At 72.0% G+C, this 20,646-nt stretch carries 17 protein-coding genes and 1 tRNA gene; 14 read left to right on the top strand and 4 right to left on the bottom strand.

The window, feature by feature from the left end; genetic code table 11:
* Positions 1–43: 43 nt before the first annotated feature.
* Positions 44–2,830, top strand: a complete 2,787-nt coding sequence (locus tag ACIGO6_RS17475) for a penicillin acylase family protein (protein WP_399876655.1) — start codon at positions 44–46, stop codon at positions 2,828–2,830.
* A 66-nt stretch (positions 2,831–2,896) separates the two neighbouring features.
* On the opposite strand, the gene ACIGO6_RS17480 is transcribed toward ACIGO6_RS17475, so the two are convergent.
* Positions 2,897–3,514 carry a 5-formyltetrahydrofolate cyclo-ligase gene (locus ACIGO6_RS17480; RefSeq protein WP_399876657.1) on the bottom strand — a complete coding sequence of 206 codons (618 nt, stop codon included), beginning with the start codon at positions 3,512–3,514 and terminating at the stop codon, positions 2,897–2,899.
* Positions 3,515–3,607: 93 nt separating this feature from the next.
* On the opposite strand from ACIGO6_RS17480, the gene galU reads away from it, so the two are divergent.
* From galU to ACIGO6_RS17520, 8 genes are all read left to right on the top strand, one after another.
* Entirely contained in the window at positions 3,608–4,510 is a 903-nt protein-coding gene (galU, locus tag ACIGO6_RS17485) for a UTP--glucose-1-phosphate uridylyltransferase GalU (protein WP_399876660.1), read from the top strand.
* Between the two features lie 5 nt (positions 4,511–4,515).
* Positions 4,516–5,865, top strand: a complete 1,350-nt coding sequence (glp, locus tag ACIGO6_RS17490; RefSeq protein ID WP_399876661.1) for a gephyrin-like molybdotransferase Glp — start codon at positions 4,516–4,518, stop codon at positions 5,863–5,865.
* 86 nt (positions 5,866–5,951) lie between these two features.
* Complete coding sequence (gene moaC, locus ACIGO6_RS17495; protein ID WP_399876663.1) at positions 5,952–6,464, top strand: cyclic pyranopterin monophosphate synthase MoaC; 513 nt, start codon at positions 5,952–5,954, stop codon at positions 6,462–6,464.
* A complete protein-coding gene (locus tag ACIGO6_RS17500; protein ID WP_399876667.1) occupies positions 6,461–7,000 on the top strand; it encodes a molybdenum cofactor biosynthesis protein B in 540 nt (179 codons plus the stop codon). Before moaC ends, ACIGO6_RS17500 begins: the two co-directional genes overlap by 4 nt.
* 17 nt (positions 7,001–7,017) lie before the next feature.
* Positions 7,018–7,683, top strand: a complete 666-nt coding sequence (locus ACIGO6_RS17505) for a GNAT family N-acetyltransferase (RefSeq protein WP_399876669.1) — start codon at positions 7,018–7,020, stop codon at positions 7,681–7,683.
* A 160-nt stretch (positions 7,684–7,843) separates the two neighbouring features.
* The gene (glpR, locus tag ACIGO6_RS17510) at positions 7,844–9,175 is read left to right on the top strand and encodes a gephyrin-like molybdotransferase receptor GlpR (RefSeq protein WP_399876672.1); all 1,332 of its coding nucleotides are present in this window, start codon (positions 7,844–7,846) and stop codon (positions 9,173–9,175) included.
* Positions 9,176–9,223: 48 nt separating this feature from the next.
* Positions 9,224–9,297, top strand: a tRNA-Ala gene (locus ACIGO6_RS17515).
* A gap of 236 nt (positions 9,298–9,533) precedes the next feature.
* Positions 9,534–11,273 carry a hypothetical protein gene (locus tag ACIGO6_RS17520; RefSeq protein ID WP_399876674.1) on the top strand — a complete coding sequence of 580 codons (1,740 nt, stop codon included), beginning with the start codon at positions 9,534–9,536 and terminating at the stop codon, positions 11,271–11,273.
* A 19-nt stretch (positions 11,274–11,292) separates the two neighbouring features.
* Here the strand turns inward: ACIGO6_RS17520 and ACIGO6_RS17525 are convergent, their stop codons facing one another.
* The gene (locus ACIGO6_RS17525; protein ID WP_399876676.1) at positions 11,293–11,778 is read right to left on the bottom strand and encodes a GNAT family N-acetyltransferase; all 486 of its coding nucleotides are present in this window, start codon (positions 11,776–11,778) and stop codon (positions 11,293–11,295) included.
* 66 nt (positions 11,779–11,844) lie between these two features.
* Here ACIGO6_RS17525 and ACIGO6_RS17530 point away from each other — a divergent pair, with 66 nt between their 5' ends.
* Positions 11,845–12,648 carry an exodeoxyribonuclease III gene (locus tag ACIGO6_RS17530; protein ID WP_399876678.1) on the top strand — a complete coding sequence of 268 codons (804 nt, stop codon included), beginning with the start codon at positions 11,845–11,847 and terminating at the stop codon, positions 12,646–12,648.
* Positions 12,649–12,667: 19 nt separating this feature from the next.
* Here ACIGO6_RS17530 and ACIGO6_RS17535 read toward each other — a convergent pair whose 3' ends face one another.
* Positions 12,668–13,315, bottom strand: coding sequence for a MerR family transcriptional regulator (locus ACIGO6_RS17535; RefSeq protein ID WP_399876679.1), 648 nt, complete (start codon positions 13,313–13,315; stop codon positions 12,668–12,670).
* Between the two features lie 142 nt (positions 13,316–13,457).
* On the opposite strand from ACIGO6_RS17535, the gene ACIGO6_RS17540 reads away from it, so the two are divergent.
* The 4 genes from ACIGO6_RS17540 (at position 13,458) to ACIGO6_RS17555 (ending at position 17,117) form a co-directional block, all read left to right on the top strand.
* A complete protein-coding gene (locus ACIGO6_RS17540; protein ID WP_399876681.1) occupies positions 13,458–15,017 on the top strand; it encodes a flavin-containing monooxygenase in 1,560 nt (519 codons plus the stop codon).
* Complete coding sequence (locus ACIGO6_RS17545; RefSeq protein ID WP_399876682.1) at positions 15,014–15,961, top strand: alpha/beta fold hydrolase; 948 nt, start codon at positions 15,014–15,016, stop codon at positions 15,959–15,961. The genes ACIGO6_RS17540 and ACIGO6_RS17545 overlap by 4 nt, the downstream gene beginning before the upstream one ends.
* Positions 15,958–16,851 (top strand): SDR family oxidoreductase, encoded by an 894-nt coding sequence (locus ACIGO6_RS17550; RefSeq protein WP_399876684.1) that lies wholly within the window; start codon positions 15,958–15,960, stop codon positions 16,849–16,851. Before ACIGO6_RS17545 ends, ACIGO6_RS17550 begins: the two co-directional genes overlap by 4 nt.
* A gap of 86 nt (positions 16,852–16,937) precedes the next feature.
* The gene (locus tag ACIGO6_RS17555; protein WP_399876685.1) at positions 16,938–17,117 is read left to right on the top strand and encodes a hypothetical protein; all 180 of its coding nucleotides are present in this window, start codon (positions 16,938–16,940) and stop codon (positions 17,115–17,117) included.
* Between the two features lie 66 nt (positions 17,118–17,183).
* On the opposite strand, the gene ACIGO6_RS17560 is transcribed toward ACIGO6_RS17555, so the two are convergent.
* Positions 17,184–20,555: a S41 family peptidase gene (locus tag ACIGO6_RS17560; RefSeq protein ID WP_399876687.1), complete on the bottom strand. Its 3,372-nt coding sequence runs from the start codon at positions 20,553–20,555 to the stop codon at positions 17,184–17,186.
* Between the last annotated feature and the right edge of the window lie 91 nt (positions 20,556–20,646).

The raw sequence follows: 20,646 nt of genomic DNA on the forward strand, positions 1-20,646 counted from the left end.
ACAGCCCGCCCCTGCCGCTCGTGTTAGGACAGCAAGGACAGCGATGCCCCCCACCAACACCGCCTCTTCGGGTCAGCAGCCCGGCAAGTCCGGCAGGAAGAAGGGGCGCAAAGCGCGCCTGCTCGTTCTCGTGCTGGTCCTGGCCATCATCGGCGGCCTCGCCTACGGGGCGTACTGGTCCATCAGCACCGTCCGCGCGTCCTTCCCGCAGACCAAGGGGTCGATCACGCTGGAGGGCCTGTCGGGTCCGGTCGACGTCAAGCGCGACGGCTACGGCATCCCGCAGATCTACGCCTCCACCGACGAGGACCTGTTCATGGCGCAGGGCTACGTCCAGGCGCAGGACCGGTTCTACGAGATGGACGTGCGCCGGCACATGACCGCCGGGCGCCTGTCGGAGATGTTCGGCGAGAGCCAGGTCGACAACGACGAGTTCCTGCGCACCCTGGGCTGGCACCGGGTGGCGCAGAAGGAGTACGACGAGACGCTGTCGGACTCCACGAAGAAGTACCTCCAGGCCTACGCCAAGGGGGTCAACGCCTACCTGGCGGGCAAGGACGGCGCGGAGATCTCCCTGGAGTACGCCGCCCTCGGCTTCACCAACGACTACAAGCCCCAGGAGTGGACCCCCGTCGACTCGGTCGCCTGGCTGAAGGCGATGGCCTGGGACCTGCGCGGCAACATGCAGGACGAGATCGACCGCGCCCTGATGACCAGCCGTCTCGGCCCCCAGCAGATCGCCGACCTGTACCCGGAGTACCCGTACGACCGGAACAAGGCGATCGTCCAGGAGGGCCAGTACGACGAGCTCACCGAGACGTTCGACGGCGGCAGTGACGGCGGTGACGGCAGTGACGACGGCGGCTCCGGGTCCGGCACAGGAACGGACCCCTCCGGCTCCGGGACCGGCACGGGGACGGGCGACGCCCTGCAGAGCCAACTGGCGGGCCTCCAGAACGTCCTGGACGACCTGCCCACCGCCGTCGGCGTGAACGGCAACGGCATCGGCTCCAACTCCTGGGTCGTCTCCGGCGAGCACACCATCACCGGCAAGCCCCTGCTGGCCAACGACCCGCACCTGTCGCCGTCGCTGCCGTCCGTCTGGTACCAGATGGGCCTGCACTGCCGCAGCGTCTCCGCGAAGTGCCAGTACGACGTCGCCGGCTACACCTTCGCCGGCATGCCCGGCGTGATAATCGGCCACAACCAGGACATCGCCTGGGGCCTGACCAACTCCGGCGTCGACGTCACCGACCTCTACCTGGAGAAGATCACCGGCGAGGGCTACCAGTACGACGGCAAGGTGGTCCCCTTCGAGACCCGCGAGGAGACCATCGAGGTCGCCGGCGGCGAGTCGAAGAAGATCGTCGTCCGGGAGACCAACAACGGCCCCCTGCTCTCCGACCGCGACGACGAGCTCGTGAAGGTCGGCAGGAAGGCCACGGTCGACACCGCCGCCCCCGACCGCGGCGACGGCTACGGCGTCGCACTGCGCTGGACCGCCCTGGAGGCGGGCACCACCATGGACGCCGTCTTCGCGATGGACCGGGCGAAGAACTGGGACGACTTCCGCGAGGCCGCCGCACTGTTCGACGTGCCCTCGCAGAACCTGGTCTACGCCGACAGCGAGAACCACATCGGCTACACGCTGCCCGGCAAGATCCCGGTGCGCGCCAAGGGCCACGACGGCTCGGTCCCGGCGCCCGGCTGGAGCTCCGACTACCGCTGGACCGGCAAGTACATCGACCCCGACGAGCTGCCCTACGAGTACGACCCGGAGCGCGGCTACATCGTCACCGCCAACCAGGCCGTGGTCGACGAGGACGCCTACCCGTACACGCTGACCACGGACTGGGGCTACGGCACCCGCAGCCAGCGGATCACCTCCCTGATCGAGCAGAAGATCAAGGACGGCGGCAAGATCTCCACCGACGACATGCGCCAGATGCAGCTGGACAACAGCAGCGAGATGGCCAAGCTGCTCGTGCCCCAGCTGCTGAAGATCGACGTCGGTGACAAGGACGTCCGCGAGGCGCAGAAGCTGCTGGAGGGCTGGGACTACACCCAGGACGCCGACTCGGCCGCCGCCGCCTACTTCAACGCAGTCTGGCGCAACGTCCTCAAGCTCGCCTTCGGCAACAAGCTGCCCAAGGAGCTGCGGGTCGAGGGTCAGTGCCTGTGGGTCGACCCGGTCAACACCACCGGCCCCGCGGACGAGACGAACAAGGTCCGCGAGTGCGGGCAGCGCGACGCCGAACAGGCCCAGCCGGACGGCGGCGACCGCTGGTTCGAGGTGGTCCGCACCCTGATGGACAAGCCGAAGAGCGACTGGTGGACGACGCCCGCGTCCGGCACCCGCAAGGGCGCCGACCACAACCGCGACGACCTGTTCAAGCGCGCCATGATCGACGCCCGCTGGGAGCTCACCGCCAAGCTCGGCAAGGACATCGACACCTGGAACTGGGGCCGGCTGCACCGCCTGTTCCTCAAGAACCAGACCCTCGGCACCGAGGGCCCGGGCTTCCTGAAGTACGCCCTCAACCGAGGACCGTGGAAGCTCAGCGGCGGCGAGGCCGCGGTCAACGCCGCCGGCTGGAACGCGGCGGGCGGCTACGGGGTGATCTGGGTGCCGTCCATGCGGATGGTGGTCAACCTCGGCGACCTCGACAAGTCGCGGTGGATCAACCTCACCGGCGCCTCCGGGCACGCCTACAGCGCCCACTACACCGACCAGACGGACAAGTGGGCCGACGGAGAGCTGCTGCCGTGGTCCTTCTCGAAGAAGGCGGTCGACGACAGCACGAGCGACACGCTGGTGCTCAAGCCGTGAGCAGCCTTCCCTGACGAGAACGGCCTCCACGCACGCGTGGAGGCCGTTCTCGTCAGTGCGCCGGCGTCAACGGAACCGCCGCACCCCCGACGGCGTCACCACCGCGTCCACCGGCCGGTCGTGCGGCTCCTCGGGGACGTGCGCGACGACCTCCACGTCGTAGAGCAGCACCAGCAGGGCGGGCCGCGCGCCCGCCCGCTCCAGACGGGCGAGCACCCGGTCGTACGAGCCGCCGCCGCGCCCCAGCCGCATGCCGCGCTCGTCCACCGCCAGGCCCGGCAGCAGCACGACGTCCGCCCCGGTCACCGCGTCCGGCCCCAGGCGTTCACCGGCGGGCTCGAGCAGGGCCATCCGCCCGCCGCCGTGCCGTACGCGTGTGAGGGAGCCCTCCCCGGTGTAGACGCCCCAGTCCAGGTCGTTGTCGGGCAGCAGCGCCGGCAGCAGGACCCGCACGCCCCGCGCGCGCAGCGCGTCCAGCAGCGCGAAGGTGCCCGGTTCGGCGCCCACGGAGACGTAGGCCGCCACAGAGTGCGCCCGCGCAAGCTCGGGCATCGCGAGCGCCCTCTCGGCCAGCGAACTCGCCGCTTGCGCCAGCTCGTCCGCCGTCAAGCTGTTCCGCACCCCGAGGAGCTCCCGCCGCAACGTGCGTTTGTCAGACTCGGTCGTGGGTCCGTCGTGACTCAATGCTCACTCCCGTACCGCTCTATTACGCTCATATGAGCGCCAATGATCCGGAGCCACAGTTTCTCCCTAAAGGCACCGGATATGGTGGCGCGCATGACTCAGTCCCACCCCAGGATCAGCAAGGCTGTCATCCCCGCGGCCGGGCTCGGTACCCGGTTCCTGCCGGCCACCAAAGCCACTCCCAAGGAGATGCTGCCGGTCGTCGACAAGCCGGCGATCCAGTACGTGGTCGAAGAGGCCGTCACCGCGGGCCTCGGCGACGTCCTCATGGTCACCGGCCGCAACAAGCGCCCGCTGGAGGACCACTTCGACCGCAACTACGAGCTGGAGTCCGCCCTCCAGAAGAAGGGCGACGCGGGCCGGCTGGCCAAGGTCCAGGAGTCCAGTGACCTCGCCATGATCCACTATGTCCGCCAGGGCGACCCCAAGGGCCTCGGCCATGCCGTGCTGTGCGCCGCCCCGCACGTCGGCAACGAGCCCTTCGCGGTCCTGCTCGGCGACGACCTGATCGACCCGCGCGACCCGCTGCTGCAGCGCATGATCGACGTCCAGGAGCAGTACGGCGGCAGTGTGATCGCCCTCATGGAGGTCGCGCCCGAGCAGATCCACCTCTACGGCTGCGCGGCCGTGGAGACCACCGCGGACAGCGACGTCGTCCAGGTCAGCGGACTGGTCGAGAAGCCGGAGGCGGCCGACGCCCCGTCCAACTACGCCATCATCGGCCGCTATGTCCTCGACCCGCACATCTTCGACATACTCCGCAAGACCGAGCCCGGCCGCGGCGGCGAGATCCAGCTGACCGACGCCCTGCAGCAGCTCGCCGAGGACGACAGGGTCGGCGGCCCGGTGCACGGCGTCGTCTTCAAGGGCCGCCGCTATGACACCGGCGACCGCGGCGACTACCTGCGTGCCATTGTCAGACTCGCGTGCGAACGTGAAGACCTGGGCCCGGACTTCCGGACCTGGCTTCGCAGTTACGTAGCCGAGGAGATGTAAGGACGTTGAGCAGCGCCGCGCACCGTGACACCGGCCACGACCACACCACGCCCGACTTCGGTGCGGACCGGCTGTGGTCGGTGCAGGACCACCTGGACGACATCCTCGCCGCCGTCCGCCCCCTGGAACCCATCGAGCTGAACCTGCTCGACGCCCAGGGCTGCGTCCTGGTCGACGACATCACGGTGCCGCTCTCCCTGCCGCCGTTCGACAACAGCTCGATGGACGGGTACGCGGTGCGGGTCGCCGATGTCGCGGGCGCCAGCGAGGAGTTCCCCGCCGTCCTGGAGGACGTCGGGGACGTCGCGGCCGGCCAGGCCGACCCGCTGTCCGTGGGTCCCGGCCAGGCCGCCCGCATCATGACCGGCGCCCCGCTGCCGCCCGGCGCGGAGACCGTCGTGCCCGTCGAGTGGACCGACGGCGGGCTCGGCGAGGGCCCGGTGGCCGGGATGCGCGCCCGCAGCCTGGCCCCCGAGGGTGCCGAGGGCCAGGTGCACGTGTACCGCCCGGCGGAGGAACGCGCGCACGTCCGCGCGAAGGGCAGCGACGTCAGGTCCGGCGACCGCGCCCTGGAGGCCGGCACGGTGCTCGGCCCGCCGCAGATCGCCCTGCTCGCCGCGATCGGCCGGGGCAGGGTCCGCGTGCGCCCGCGCCCACGCGTGGTGGTGCTCTCCACCGGCAGCGAACTCGTCCAGCCCGACGAGGAACTGAGCGCCGGTCAGATCTACGACTCCAACAGCTTCGCCCTCACCGCCGCCGCCCGCGACGCCGGCGCGATCGCCTACCGCGTGGGCGCCGTCGCCGACGACGCCGACATCCTGCGGGCCACCATCGAGGACCAGTTGGTCCGCGCCGACCTCATGGTCACCACCGGCGGCGTCAGCGTCGGGGCGTACGACGTGGTCAAGGAGGCGCTGGCGCACGTCGGCGACGAGGACCAGCCGGGCAGCGGCGTGGACTTCCGCAAGCTCGCCATGCAGCCCGGCAAGCCCCAGGGCTTCGGCGCCATCGGCCCCGACCACACCCCGCTGCTCGCGCTGCCCGGCAACCCGGTGTCGTCGTACGTCTCCTTCGAGCTGTTCGTGCGCCCCGCGATCCGCACCCTCATGGGCCTGCCGGACGTCCACCGCCCGACGGTCACCGCCACCCTGTCCGCCCGCAAGCCGCTGAGCTCGCCCAAGGGGCGCCGGCAGTTCCTGCGCGCGACCTACGCCGACGGCTCGGTCGCCCCCGTGGGCGGCTCCGGCTCCCACCTCGTGGCCGCCCTCGCGCACGCCGACGCGCTGATCGTCGTCCCCGAGGACACCGAGTCCGTCGAGCCCGGCGCCGAGGTCGAGGTGGTCCTGCTCGGCTGACCCCGCCCGGTTGGCGGTACCGTGTCGCGCACAGCAGGCCCACGCGCCGCACCGCGCCGGGCCCGGACCGGGAGCGCCACACGAGCATGAGCACGCAGGACCGACGCCCTCACGAGGGACAGGACACGCAGGACCGGCTGACGCACATCGACGAGGCCGGCGCCGCCCGGATGGTCGACGTGTCCGGCAAGGACGTGACCGCACGCACCGCGCGCGCGAGCGGGCGCGTCCTCGTCGCACCCCGCGTGGTCGAGCTGCTGCGCGGCGAGGGGGTCCCCAAGGGCGACGCCCTCGCCACCGCGCGGATCGCGGGCATCATGGGCGCCAAACGCACCCCGGACCTGATCCCCTTGTGCCACCCGTTGTCGGTCTCCGGTGTGAAACTGGACCTGTCGGTCGCGGACGACGCCGTGGAGATCATCGCCACGGTGAAGACGACGGATCGCACGGGTGTCGAGATGGAGGCGCTCACCGCGGTCTCCGTCGCCGCGCTCACCGTGATCGACATGGTCAAGGCGGTCGACAAGGGAGCGGTCATCACGGACGTGCGGGTGGAGGAGAAGACCGGCGGCAAGTCCGGCGACTGGAGCCGGACATGACACTGGACGCGTCGGTCGGAGGTGCCCTGCTCGCGCCGTACAGCGCGCTGGTCGTCACCGCCTCCAACCGGGCCGCCGCCGGGGTCTACGAGGACAAGGGCGGCCCGTTGGTCGCCGAGGGCCTGCGCCGCTTCGGCTTCACCGTCGACGGCCCGCAGGTGGTCCCCGACGGCGACCCCGTCGAGGCGGCCCTGCGCGCGGGCGCCGAAGCGGGCTACGACGTGATCGTCACCACCGGCGGCACCGGCATCTCGCCCACCGACCGCACGCCCGAGGCGACGCGAGCGGTGATCGACCACGAGGTCCCGGGCATCGCGGAGGCGATCCGGGCGTACGGCCGGGACAAGGTGCCGACCGCGGTGCTCTCCCGGGGCCTGGCCGGAGTGGCGGCCGGCACGCTGATCGTCAACCTGCCCGGTTCCACCGGCGGGGTGAAGGACGGCCTCGCCGTCCTGGAGCCGCTGCTGACGCATGCCGTGGACCAGCTCCGCGGCGGTGACCACCCCGGACCAGGCAGCAGTGGGGGTGCGAGCTGAACAGCGCATCCTGGCCCGTGGAGCTGGTGGACGGCGACATCGTCCTCAGGCCGATAAAGCTGCGCGACCAGCGGGCCTGGCGCGAGGTCAACCGGCGCAACCGCGACTGGCTGCGGCCCTGGGAGGCGACCATTCCGCCGCCCGCGCCCGGCGGCCCGCTCGCCCAGCGGCCGACCTACCGCCAGATGGTGCGGCATCTGCGCTCCGAGGCGCACGCCGGCCGGATGCTGCCGTTCGTCATCGAGTACCAGGGGCGGCTGGTCGGGCAGTTGACGGTGGCCGGGATCACCTGGGGTTCGATGTGCTCCGGGCACGTCGGCTACTGGGTGGACGAGGGGGTGGCCGGCCGCGGGGTGATGCCGACGGCCGTGGCGATGGCGGTGGACCACTGTTTCCGCACCGTCGGACTGCATCGCATCGAGGTCTGTATTCGCCCGGAGAACGGGCCCAGTCGCCGGGTCGTGGAAAAGCTGGGATTCCGGGAGGAGGGGCTCAGGCCGCGTTATCTCCACATCGACGGAGGCTGGCGCGACCATCTCGTCTTCGCGCTCACCGCGGAAGAGGTCCCGGAGGGACTGCTGCGCCGCTGGCACCGCTCCCGCGCCCGCTCCCAGGGGCGAAGCACCGGAAGTACCCGGAACGCGCCGGGGAATCCCGCTCGCCCCAGCCCAGGAATTGAATAAACGTTCGAGAGTGTGACCGTCCCGGACCGGATAATTTCGCGACTCTGACAGTCGGCTGATCGCATCGGTCGCAAAAAAAGTTCGAAATATCAGCCAGATCGTGCGACACACCGGCCCAATTGGCGGATGGCCTCACGCAAACCCCTCTACCGTGTGAGACGTGAGCAGCAGCGGCCTCATCTACGCAGTCATCGTCGGGGCCTGGGCCGCCTACTTGGTGCCGATGTGGCTCCGTAGGCAGGACGAGCTGAACGAGGCCCGTCCGACGGAACGCTTCAGCACCGCCATCCGGCTGCTGTCCGGACGGGCGGGCATGGAGCGCCGGTACGCCAAGGACCTGCGGTCGCGCCCCGCCGACGAGGCGGAGCCCGACACCGACGCCCCGGACGCCGTCACCGACTCGGTGGACGTCCGGGCGTTCGCCGTGTCCAAAACCCGCCGGCACACCCGGGCGGCCGTACCGCAGCAGCCCGCCGAGCGGCCCGGACCGGCCCACCCGGAGGCGGACGGACGCCCGCGCGTCCCCAGACCCGGGCCCTCGCCCGAGGCCGAAGGCGAATCCCGGTCCGAGTCCGAATCCCGGTCCGAGTCCGAGTCCCGGTCCCAGTCCGAGTCCGAGTCCGAGTCCCGATCCCAGTCCCGGGTCGCATCCGCGGCCGGGTCCGGGGCCGCACCGGCGCGCGAGCGCGTGCCGCAGGCCCGGCGCGCGTCCGACTCACCCGCGGCCGCGGCCCGCGCCCGGCGCAGCAAGGTGCTCGCACGCCGTCGGCGTACCACCGTGATGCTGTTCCTGGCCTTCACGCTCGGCTCGGTCGTCGCGGCGGTCGGCGGGCTCGCGTTCCTGTGGGCGCCCGGGGTGCCCGCGGTGCTGCTGAGCGCCTACATCGCCCACCTGCGCTCCCAGGAACGCCGCCGGTTCGCCTTCCAGATGGACCGCCGCCAGGCCGAGGCCGCCGCGCAGCGGCTGCGGGACCGCGACCCCCGGCCTCGGCGGCGTACGCCCACCGACCCGGCCGGCGACACCGACACCGAGGAGCCGGACGAGGGGCCCGAGACGGAAGCCGACCCCGGCCTCTCGGCGCTGGCCGCGGACCGGCGGGCGCTGGTGGAGCAGACCGACCACGCCGAGTGGGTCGACCAGCAGCGCGAACGGCAGCGGCGGCCCCAGGGCGACAGCTGGGACCCGGTGCCGGTGCCGCTGCCCACCTACGTGACCGCGCCGGTCGCCCCCCGCGCCACGCCCGACGTGGACCTCGCGGCGCCGGACGCCTGGAGCTCGGCCCGCTCCAGCGCCGTCACCCCGGACGAGGAGGAGGTGGCGGCCGATCCCGTGCCGGACCGCCCCGCCGCCCACGCCGAGGAGCGGCCCGAGAGCCCCGGCCGCAGCGACGCCCGCCGCGCCGCTTCCGCCCGCCGCGCCCGGGAGCGCGGCCGGACGCCGCTCTTCGACCAGTACGAGGACGGCGACCGCCCTCGCGCGGCCAACGAGTAGCGATTTTTGAGCAGGCCGCTCGGGGTGCTAAAGTTTCACTCGTTGCAAGGGCCTGTGGCGCAGTCCGGTAGCGCACCTCGTTCGCATCGAGGGGGCCAGGGGTTCAAATCCCCTCAGGTCCACGCACATTGACGGGATCCCGTTCGATCATCACGATCGGACGGGATCTTCGTCGTTTCCGGGACTCGCGGACTCGCGACTCACGGGCCTGCGGGCCTGCGGCTCGGCCCTCTGCTCGTAAGGCCGAGATAAATCCGTGATCGGACGGCGCGCAACCTTCCCCGTGACCAGTGGGTCACCTGTGCGCGGTGCCACCGCTGTGGCGCCATCTTGTCGTCTGGGGAACGGAAGACAATCCATGAGACGTAGCTTCCTGCGCTCGCCTTGGGCGCGCGTGGCAGTGGCCGGCGCCGCCGCCGCGGGGCTGGCCACGGCCGGACTGGCCGGTGTCGCACAGGCGGAGGAGGGCCAGGCGCCGCTGCCCGTCACCATCACCGGACCGGACAAGCTGGACCTGGCGCTGGACGGGGCCGAGGACGAGCCCGGGGAGCCGCAGATCCGCCTGGGGCTCACCGGACCCGGCGAGTACGACCCGGACAGCGACACGGACCCGGAGCCGGTCCCGAACAACGGCTACACGGTCACCATCGACGCCACCGCGCTGAAGGACTTCGCCAAGGTCGGCCTGCCGCAGTCGTGCGACGTGGAGGGACTGATCGCGGTCTGCAACGAGAGCAGCCTCTACCCCGGCGACTCGTTCAACCCGAGCTGGCGCGTCCGCGTCGACCTCAAGGACGGCGCCGAGGCCGGGAACTTCGGCTCGATCAAGGTGACGGGTGCGGGCGAGGGCCTGACGTTCGACGAGCACGTCGTCGACGTCCTGGTCGGCGGTCCGGAGCTGCTGAAGAAGACGCTCCCGGCCGAACCCGCGGGCTTCCGGGCGGGTGACACCTACAGCGCCCCGCTCGGCTTCCGCAACGTCGGCAGCATGTCCGCCGACGGCGTCGTGCTGCGCTTCGGCGGCACGCGGGGCCTGTCCTTCCCCGACTCGTACGACAACTGCTCGTACGCGGAGGAGAACAAGGACAACCTGATCCGCTATCAGAAGGTCGCCCTGTGCACCTTCGAGGGCGAGTTCCTGCCCGGCACGTCGTACGAGCTGAGCGAGCCGGTGCGGGTGAAGACCGCGGACTTCGCGCTCGGCGACATCTTCCACTACGGCTTCGACGCGGTCGGCGCCGAGGAGGCCGGCGCGCTGCGGGCGGGCGCCGACTACCGGCAGGGCTCCGGCAGGACGCTCACGCTCAAGCCGGTCGAGAGCGGTCACGACGGCGACTACGCGAAGTACGCCGAGGTCGACCTGGCCACCAAGAACACCTACGACCTCGACCTGACCGGCGCGCGCGTCGCCGGTGAGCAGGGCGAGACCGTCAAGGTCGACGTCGCGCTGAGCAACCACGGGCCCGCCTGGATCGGGGCCCTGCGCTCCGGTGGTGAGCCGCTGAGCTTCAGCGTGGAGATCCCGGAGGGCGCCAGCGTGGTGAACAGCCCCTGCCGTCCCATGAACGACGACACCACGTCCCTGTACCTCTGCTGGGCGGACACCCCGTTCCTCGAGGACGACCGGCGCACCTTCGGCTTCGAGCTGCGGATCGACAAGGTCGTCGAGGGCGCCAAGGGCAGGATCGCCCTGCCGCAGTGGGACAACCCCTGGGAGGGCGACCCGTCCAACGACGCCGGCTGGATCGTGCTGAACGGCACGGGCGACGAGGAGACGCCGGGCGACACCGGCGGGGCCACGGGCGGTGCCGACGGCGGCGCCACGGGCGGCTCCGCCACCACCGGCGGCTCGGGCGCCACGGGCGGCACCGGTACGACCGGTGGCTCGGGTTCCGCCGCCGGCGGCACCACCGCCGGGTCCACCGGCGGCACGACCGGCGGTGCGTCGCCCCAGGGTGGCCGGGCGGACCAGGGCGGCCTGCTGGCCTCCACCGGCTCCACGGCTCTTCTCGCCTCGGCCGGTGCCGCGCTGGCGCTCGCCGCGGGCGGCGTGCTGTTCGCCGTCTCGCGCCGCCGCAGGACGGCCGGCGCGGCCTGACGACGGGCCTGAACAGGCGCTACGGGACCTGGAGAGCCTTTGCGTAGCAGAGGCTCTCCTCGTGGAAGCGGTAGTAGCCGAACTTCTCGCACGGTTCGTAGCCGCTGGAGGTGTACAGGGCCACGGCCTCCGGCTGCTTGGTGCCGGTCTCCAGCACCATGCGGGGCCGGCCCGCCGCGCGGGCGTCCTCCTCCAGGGCCGCCAGGATGCGGCGGGCCAGCCCGCGGCCGCGCACCTGCTCGATCACGAACATCCGCTTGAGCTCGGCGTCCCCGTCGAGGTTGCCCTCGTCGTTGGCGTCCTGGCTGCGCCAGCCACCGGAGGCGACGGGGACGTCGTTCTCGTCGTACGCGATCAGGTACAGGCCGTTCGGCGGCGCGAAGTCCGACGCGGCCAGCTCGGTGGCGTCGCCGCCGTCGCCGTAGCGGACGTCGTACTCGGCCTGGACCTCGTCGTTCAGCTTCACGGCGTCGGGGTGGTCGAAGGGGACCCGGCGTATGTTCATGCTTCCTACCGTATATTGATGCGCACCTGTGCGGGACATCGTCCAGTGTGCCGGTAGGGTGCCGGGATGCTCACCGTGACCTCCGTCAACGTCAATGGTCTGCGGGCCGCCGCGAAGAAGGGCTTCGTGGAATGGCTCGCGGCCACCTCCGCCGACGTGCTGTGCCTCCAGGAGGTGCGGGCCGAGCCCCAGCAGCTGCCCGAGCAGGTCCGCGACCCCGACGGCTGGCACGTCACGCACGCCCCCGCCGCAGCCAAGGGGCGCGCCGGCGTCTCCCTCTACACCCGCCGCGAGCCCGACGCCGTCCGCGTCGGCTTCGGCTCGTCCGAGTTCGACGGCAGTGGCCGCTACGTCGAGGCCGACCTGCCCGGTGTGACGGTCGCCTCCCTCTACCTCCCGTCCGGCGAGGTCGGTACCGAGCGCCAGGACGAGAAGGTCCGCTTCATGGGCGAGTTCCTCGGTTACCTGAAGGAGCTGCGCGAGCGTGCCGCCGCCGACGGCCGCGAGGTCGTCGTCTGCGGCGACTGGAACATCGCCCACCGCGAGGCCGACCTGAAGAACTGGCGCGCCAACAAGAAGAACTCCGGGTTCCTGCCGGAGGAACGGGAGTGGCTGAGCCGCGTCCTCGACCCGGCCGAGGGCGGTTACGTCGATGTGGTGCGCGCCCTGCACCCCGACGTGGAGGGGCCGTACTCGTGGTGGTCGTACCGGGGGCGGGCTTTCGACAACGATTCAGGATGGCGCATCGACTACCACCTCTCCACGGCCGGGCTGGCCGCCAAGGCTGTCAAGGGGTACGTCGAGCGGGCTGCCACGCACGCCGAGCGCTGGTCCGACCACGCGCCTGTCACGGTGGTCTACGACCGCTGACCCTCGCGCCGGACAGGCCCTAGCCGGACCGCTTCTGTATGCGCCGGTCCAGTGCCAGAGACAGTTCCGCCTCCACCACGCTGCGGGCCAGGGGGCGCAGGCGGTGGAGTTCCTGGGCGGGGGCGTGGCGCAGGATCAGGTCGGCGAAGAGTTCGGCGAGGGCGTCGGCGTGGTCGCGGACGCGTTTGCCGGCGTCGAGGACCTCGGCGAGCGGGATGCCCTCGCGGACCAGGGCCGAGGAGACCTCCAGCAGGCGGTGGCTGATGTGGACGAGTTCGTCGCCGTCGGTGCCGAGGTAGCCGAGGTCCATCGCGGCGGCCAGGTTCTCCGGGGTGACCTCGCCCTCGAAGCGGGCGGCGAGTTCCTCGGGGGTGAGGCGGACCGGGGTCTCCTCGGTGGGTTCGCCGAGGCCCAGCAGGTCGCCGACGTCGCGGCCGTGGTCGAAGGCGTCGGCGAGTTCCGCTATGCCGTTCAGGGTGTGGCCGCGCTCCAGCAGCGCCGCGATGGTGCGCAGGCGGGCCAGGTGGTGGTCGTCGTACCAGGCGATGCGGCCCTCGCGGCGGGGCGGCGGGATCAGCTTGCGTTCGCGGTAGAAGCGCAGGGTGCGCACCGTGATGCCGGCCAGCCGGGCCAGTTCCTCCATGCGGTATTCACGCTTCTCGGTCACGCCTCCGACCTTAAGTCGTACCGCGGGTAACTTTCCTTGCCGTGCCCCCTACCCATCAGTACGGAGCTGCTCTACGCTCCCATTGCGCCAGTGTTCACTGGCAAGGTTCCAGACGGTCCAGGCTAAGCGTGGAGGCTCCGGGATGGCCGAGCACGAGCAGGTTCACGAACATGTACGGGTGGCGGTGGTCGGGTCCGGCTTCGGCGGGCTGGGGGCCGCCGTGCGGCTGCGGCGCGAGGGGATCACCGACTTCGTCGTCCTGGAGAGGTCCGACAGCGTCGGCGGCACCTGGCGGGACAACAGCTACCCCGGGTGTGCCTGTGACGTGCCCTCCCACCTGTACTCCTTCTCCTTCGCACCCAACCCCGAGTGGCCGCGCACCTTCTCCGGGCAGGAGCACATCCGCGCCTACCTGGAGCACGTGACCGACACCTTCGGGCTGCGCCCCCACATCCGCTTCGACTCGGAGGTGAAGCGGATGGCGTGGGATGCCGAGCAACTGCGGTGGGAGATCGAGACCGTGAGCGGCACGCTGACCGCCGACGTCGTCGTGTCCGCCACCGGGCCGCTGTCCGACCCCAAGGTGCCGGACATCCCGGGGCTGGACTCCTTCCCCGGCAAGGTCTTCCACTCCGCCCGCTGGGACCACGACCACGACCTCACCGGCAAGCGGGTCGCCATGATCGGCACCGGCGCCTCCGCCATCCAGATCGTGCCCGCCATCCAGCCGAAGGTCGGCCGCCTCACCCTCTTCCAGCGCACTCCGGCCTGGGTCATGCCCCGCATGGACCGGGCGATCAGCGGCGCCGAGCGCGCCCTGCACCGGGCGCTGCCCGTCACCACCAAGCTGCGCCGCGGGCTGCTCTGGGGCATCCGGGAGCTCCAGGTCCAGGCCTTCACCAAGCACCCGAACGAGCTGGGCTTCGTCGAGCAGATCGCCAAGCGCAACATGGCATCCGCCATCAAGGACCCGGCCCTGCGCGCCAAGCTCACCCCCGACTACCGCATCGGCTGCAAGCGCATCCTGCTGTCGAGCGAGTACTACCCGGCGCTCGCGCGGCCCAACGTCGACGTCGTCACGGGCGGACTCAGCGAGGTCCGCGGCAGCACCCTCGTCGCCGCCGACGGCACCGAGGCCGAGGCCGACGTGATCATCTTCGGCACCGGCTTCCACGTCACCGACATGCCCATCTCCGAGCGCGTCGTGGGCGCGGACGGGCGGACCCTCGCCGAGACCTGGAAGGGCGGCATGGAGGCGCTGCGCGGCGCCTCGGCGGCCGGCTTCCCCAACTGGATGACGATCATCGGGCCCAACACCGGCCTCGGGAACTCGTCCATGATCCTGATGATCGAGTCCCAGCTGAACTACATGGCCGACTACCTGCGCCAGCTGCGCGTCCTCGGAGGACGGGCCGCCCTCGACGCCCGCCCCACCGCCGTGCGGAACTGGAACCACCGGGTGCAGGAGCGCATGAAGCGCACGGTCTGGAACACCGGCGGCTGCACCAGCTGGTACCTGGACCCGAGCGGCCGCAACACCACCATCTGGCCGGGCACGACCGCCGAGTTCCGGCGCGCGACACGGCGCGTGAACCTGGCGGAGTACCAGGTGCTGCGCCCGGCCGCGGCCGAGCCGGCCGCCGTGGCCGATGCCGGTGCTGCGGACGCGAACGCCGACGCGGCCGCCGAGGTGGGCGCGTGAGCCGGCTCCTGCACGTGGCCGACGGGCCGTACGCCCCGCCCGTCCCCGCCCACGAACTGACCGTCACCGCCGCCGACGGCGCCCGCATCCACGTCGAGGTGCACGGCCCGGAGCGGGCGCCCGCGGTCGTCCTCGCGCACGGCTGGACCTGTTCGACCGCCTTCTGGGCGGCGCAGATCCGCGCCCTGTCCGCCGACCACCGGGTCGTCGCCTACGACCAGCGCGGCCACGGCCGCAGCCCCGCCAACCCGGCGTGCGGCACCGAGCCCCTCGCCGACGACCTCGAAGCCGTCCTGCGGGCCACGCTCGCGCCGGGCGAACGAGCCGTCATCGCCGGGCACTCCATGGGCGGCATGACGGTGATGGCCGCGGCGACCCGGCCCGCGGTGCGGGAACACGCGGCGGCGGTCCTGCTGTGCAGCACAGGCAGTTCGCGGCTGGTGGCGTCCTCGACCGTGGTGCCGCTGCGGGAGGGCCGCGTGCGGACCTGGCTGACCCGCCGCGTCCTCGGCTCCCGCGCTCCGCTCGGGCCGGTCACGCCCCTCGCGCGCCGGGTCCTCAAGTACGGGACGATGGGCCCCGGTTCGGCGCCGTACATGGTCGAGGCCTGCGCCCGCATCGTGCACGCCTGTCCGCGCCGGGTGCGCCACGCCTGGTCGCAGGTGCTCGACCTGCTCGACCTGGACCACGGCGTACGGGAGTTGACGATGCCGGTCGAGGTCGTCGTCGGCACCGCCGACCGGCTGACCCCGCCCGTGCACGCCCGCTCGCTGGCCGCCGCGCTGCCCCACTGCGTCGGCCTGACGGAGCTTCTGGGCCTCGGCCACATGACGCCGGTGGAGGCGCCGGAGCTGATCACCGGGAAAATACGTGCCCTCGCCGCCACCTATCTGTCCGCAAAGTCCGCAGACACACACGCCGTACACGCCGAGGAGAGCGCATGAGCAGGGTGAGCCTGGAAGGGCGGGTCGCCGTCGTCACCGGAGCCGCGCGGGGCGTCGGGGAGCTGCTGGCCCGCAAACTGTCCGCGCGCGGGGTGAAGGTGGCCCTGGTCGGACTGGAACCGGACGCGCTCAAGCAGGTGTCGGCACGGCTGCACACCGAGAGCGAGGTCTGGCACGCCGACGTCACCGACCACGAGGCGATGGCCCGGGTCGCCGGGGAGGTCGAAGAACGGTTCGGCAGGGTCGACATCGTCGTCGCCAACGCGGGTGTCGCCACCGGCGGACCCTTCGTCGACTCCGACCCGGAGTCCTGGCGGCGGGTGATCGAGGTCAATCTGATCGGCTCGGCGGTGACGGCCCGCGCCTTCCTGCCGGCGCTGTTGGAGAGCCGCGGCTACCTGCTCCAGATCGCCTCGCTCGCCGCCATCACGCCCGCGCCGATGATGTCCGCCTACTGCGCCTCCAAGTCCGGTGTGGAGGCGTATGCGCACAGCCTGCGCGCCGAGGTCGGCCACCGGGGTGTGAAGGTCGGCGTCGGCTATCTGTCGTGGACCGACACCGACATGGTGCGCGGCGCCGACGAGAACGACGTCATGCGCGAGCTCAGGCAGCGGCTGCCCTGGCCGTCGAACAAGACCTATCCGCTGGGCCCGGCGGTCGACCGGCTCGTGGAGGGCATCGAGCGCCGGTCGAGCCACGTGTACGCGCAGTGGTGGTTGCGCGGCATGCAGGGCGTGCGCGGTTACCTGCCGGCGCTCATCGGCACGGTCGGACAGCGCGAGATGCGGCGCTTCGGGGACCGGCTGAACAGCGTGCGCCCGGGCCTGGTCGGGGCGGGCGGAGCCGCCGACGAACAGCAGCGAACGGCCCCGGCTACGGTCCGTAAGTGATCGACATGCGCACGGTCACGGCCCATGTGAATCTGATCGAGCCAGGCCGACCCGGCCGGGCCCGAACATCACAGGAGTGAACCCACATGGGTATCAAGGACCAGTTCCAGGACAAGGCCGAGCGCATGCAGCAGCAGGGCAAGCAGCGCGCCGAGCAGGCCAAGGGCCAGCACCAGAACCGCGACCGCCGTCGTGACGACGACGACATGGACCCGTCGCGCCGCCGGGACGCGGACGAGCGCTACGAGGAGAGCTACGACGCCTGACGCGCCGCCGCTGAGTCGAAGGGGCGCCCCCCACAGGGAGGGCGCCCCTTCTTCATGCCCGGATTCTCATGGTCTGGGCGGCAGTGGTGGACGCGACCGGTCCGGTACGTCCTCGTAACCGGGCGGCGTGGCGGGCGGGTTGGTCTCCAGCAGCTCGAGTGCCAGCCGGACCGCCTCGTCCAGCACCGGGTAGCGGCCCTCGGCCCAGTCCAGCGGGGTGCGCAGCGCCTCGACGTCGGGGGCGACGCCGTAGTTCTCCACGGACCAGCCGTAGGCGTCGAACCAGGCCGCGTTCATCGGCACCGTGATCACCGTGCCGTCGCCCAGGCGGTGCCGGCCGGTCATGCCGACCACGCCGCCCCAGGTGCGCTGCCCGACCACCGGGCCGAGCCGCAGCAGCTTGAACGCCGCCGTGATCATGTCGCCGTCGGAGGACGTCGCCTCGTCGGCGACCGCGACGACCGGCCCGCGCGGGGCGTTGGAGGCGTACGACACCGGCTGGGCGTCGCGCGTGAGGTCCCAGCCCAGGATGGTGCGGGTCAGCTTCTCGACGACGAGTTCGCTGATGTGGCCGCCCGCGTTGCCGCGCACGTCCACGATCAGTGCGGGCCGGGACACCTCCATGCGCAGGTCGCGGTTGAACTGCGCCCAGCCGGAGCCGCCCATGTCGGGGATGTGCAGGTAGCCGCACCGTCCGCCGCTCAACTGCCGTACCACCTCCCGGCGTTTGGTCACCCAGTCCTGGTAGCGCAGGGGGCGCTCGTCGACCAGCGGCACGACGGCGACCCGGCGGGAGGGCCCGGGGCCGCCCTCGGCCGGCTCGAAGGTCAGCTCCACCGTCGTACCGCCCGCGCCCGCCAGCAGGGGGTACGGGCCCAGCACCGGGTCGACCGGGCGGCCGTCCACGTGGGTCAGTACGGCCCCTTCGCGGATGCCCGTGCCCGCCAGCGGCGAACGGGCCCTGGAGTCGGAGGAGTCGCCCGGCAGGATGCGCTTGACCAGCCACCGCCCGTCCCGGCAGACGAAGTTGGCGCCGAGCAGGCCCTGCCAGCGCTGGTAGTGCGCCGGGCCCTCGTTGCGCCGGGCGGCGGCGACGTAGGCGTGCGAGGTGCCGAGCTCGCCCAGCACCTCGCGGAGCAGGTCGGCGAACTCGTCCGGTGAGTCGACCCGTTCGACCAGCGGCCGGTACTGGTCCAGCACGGCGTCCCAGTCGATGCCGCACATGCCGGGGTCCCAGAAGTAGGCGCGGATCAGCCGGCCGGCCTCGTCGTAGGCCTGGCGCCACTCGGCGGCCGGGTCGACCTCGTGCAGGATGCGGCGCAGATCGATCCAGGTGGTCGAGTCGCTGTCGCCCGCCTCGGTCGCCGGTACGGCGCGCAGGTCGCCCTCGTCGAGCACGACCAGGCGGGTGCCGTCGCCGCTGACCTGGAACCAGTCGAGGTGGTCGACGAGTTCGGACTTCTTCGCCTTGGCGAGGTTGAAGTGCTCCAGCGTCGGCCGCTCGCTCGGGTCCGCCGGGTTGGCGAAGGTCTCGCCGAGCGCGCCGGAGATCGGCCAGCGCAGCCAGACCAGGCCGCCGCCCGCGACCGGGTGCAGCGCCGAGTACTTGGACGCGGTGACCGGGAACGGCGTCACCCGGTTCTCCAGGCCCTCGACCTCGACGGTCACCGCGCCGCCCTCGCCGGGCTCGTCCTCCAGCGGGTCCAGGCCCCCGGCGGCGGGGCGGCCCTCGGGGTTCAGCGCGAAGGGGGAGGGGGTCGCGGAGGACAGCGGTACGAGGTAGGGGCGGCAGCCCAGCGGGAAGGACAGGTCGCCGGTGTGCACGTCGTACACCGGGTCGAAGCCGCGCCAGGACAGGAAGGCGAGGTAGCGGCCGTCCCGGGTGAACACCGGGTTCTCGTCCTCGAAGCGGCCGTCGGTGACGTCGACGACGAGCGGGCCCTGCTGTCCGTTCTGCCCGTTCTTGCCGTTCTGCCCGCTGATCCGGGCCATCTTGATCTGCCGCAGCGAGCGTCCGATGCCCGGGTGGGACCAGGTCAGCCAGGCCCCGTCCGGGGAGAAGGCGAGGTCGCGCACGGGGCCGTTCAAGGAACGGATCAGCTCGGTGACGTCGCCTCCGGCGGTGCCGGTGCCGGAGGTGTCCCCCGTGTCCTCTGTGTCCCCCGTGTCCACCGCGTCCAGCGCGCGGGCGACCTCCGCGTCCTCCTCCGCGACGTCGAGCAGCAGCAGCCGCCCGTCGTGCGAGGCGACGGCGAGCCGCTCGCCCGCCGGGTCCGAGACCAGCTCGAGTACCCGGCCGAGCCCTCCGGAAGCCAGTCGGCGGGGTGCGCGGCCCCCGGTCGCCCGGGGCAGGTGGGAGATCTCGACGGCGTCCTCGCCCTCCGCGTCCGTCACGTACGCGACCCGCCCGCTCGCCCCGAGCATCTCCGGCAGCCGCACCCGTACGCCCGGGGTGTCGGAGAGGGTGCGGGCCGGGCCGTCGCGGTGGGTGAGCCAGTACAGGCTGCCGCGTACGACGACGGCGCTCGCCCGGCCCGTCTCGTCGACGGAGAGGCCGCCGACGTTCTGGGCGGCCGGCACCTGGTACGTACGCCGTCCCGCGCGCGGGCCGCTCAGCCGGACGTCGAGCCGGCGCGGCTCCGAGCCGGACGAGAGGTCGTCGACGATCCACAGGTCACCCGCGCACTGGTACACCACCCGCGTGCCGTCGCTCGCGGCGTGCCGGGCGTAGAAGGCGTCGTGGTCGGTGTGGCGGCGCAGGTCGGAGCCGTCGTGGGCGCACGAGTAGAGGTTGCCGACGCCCTCGTGGTCGGAGAGGAAGGCGATCCGGCCGCCGACGAACATCGGGGCGGCCAGATGCCCGCCGAGGTCGGGCAGGAGCCGCTGTCCGTGCAGCCAGAGCCGGCCCGTGGCCCCGCCCCGGTAGCGCTTCCAGGCGGCGGGCTCGTGCGGCGGGGTGCCGGTGAGGAGCAGGGTGCGGCGCTCCCCGTCGACGTCGAGGGCCTGGATGTCGGTGACCGGCCCCCAGGGCAGCTTGCGGCCGGGATCGCCGTCGGGGGTGACCTTGTAGGCCCAGGTCAGATGGGAGAAGGGCTCGCCGTGCGAGGCGACGGCGAGGACGGCGGTGGTGCCGTCGGGATCGGGGGGCGACCACCCGCAGACCCGGGTGTCGGAGCCGCCCCAGTGGGTGAGCTGCCGTCCGGGGCCGCCGTCCACCGGCACGAGGTGGACCTCCGGCACCAGGGTGCGCCAGCTGGTGTACGCGATGTGGCGGCCGTCGGGCGAGAAGCGGGGGTGGCCGGCCTTGGTGCGGTCGACGGTGAGCCGCCAGGCGCGGCCCGGGCCGTCGAGGTCCGCGAGCCAGAGGTCGTCCTCGGCCACGAAGCACAGCTGGTCGCCACTGAGGTGCGGAAGGTGCAGGTAAGTCACCTCTCCCATGCTTTTCCGGGCGCGGGGTACCGGCAACTTATGGGGAGCTGACAACCGTGACCCAGGACACGAACGAAACCGTTTCGTTTCGCTAGAGGGT

It is taken from the genome of Streptomyces sp. NPDC053750 (genome assembly GCF_044544295.1).
Taxonomy (GTDB): domain Bacteria; phylum Actinomycetota; class Actinomycetes; order Streptomycetales; family Streptomycetaceae; genus Streptomyces.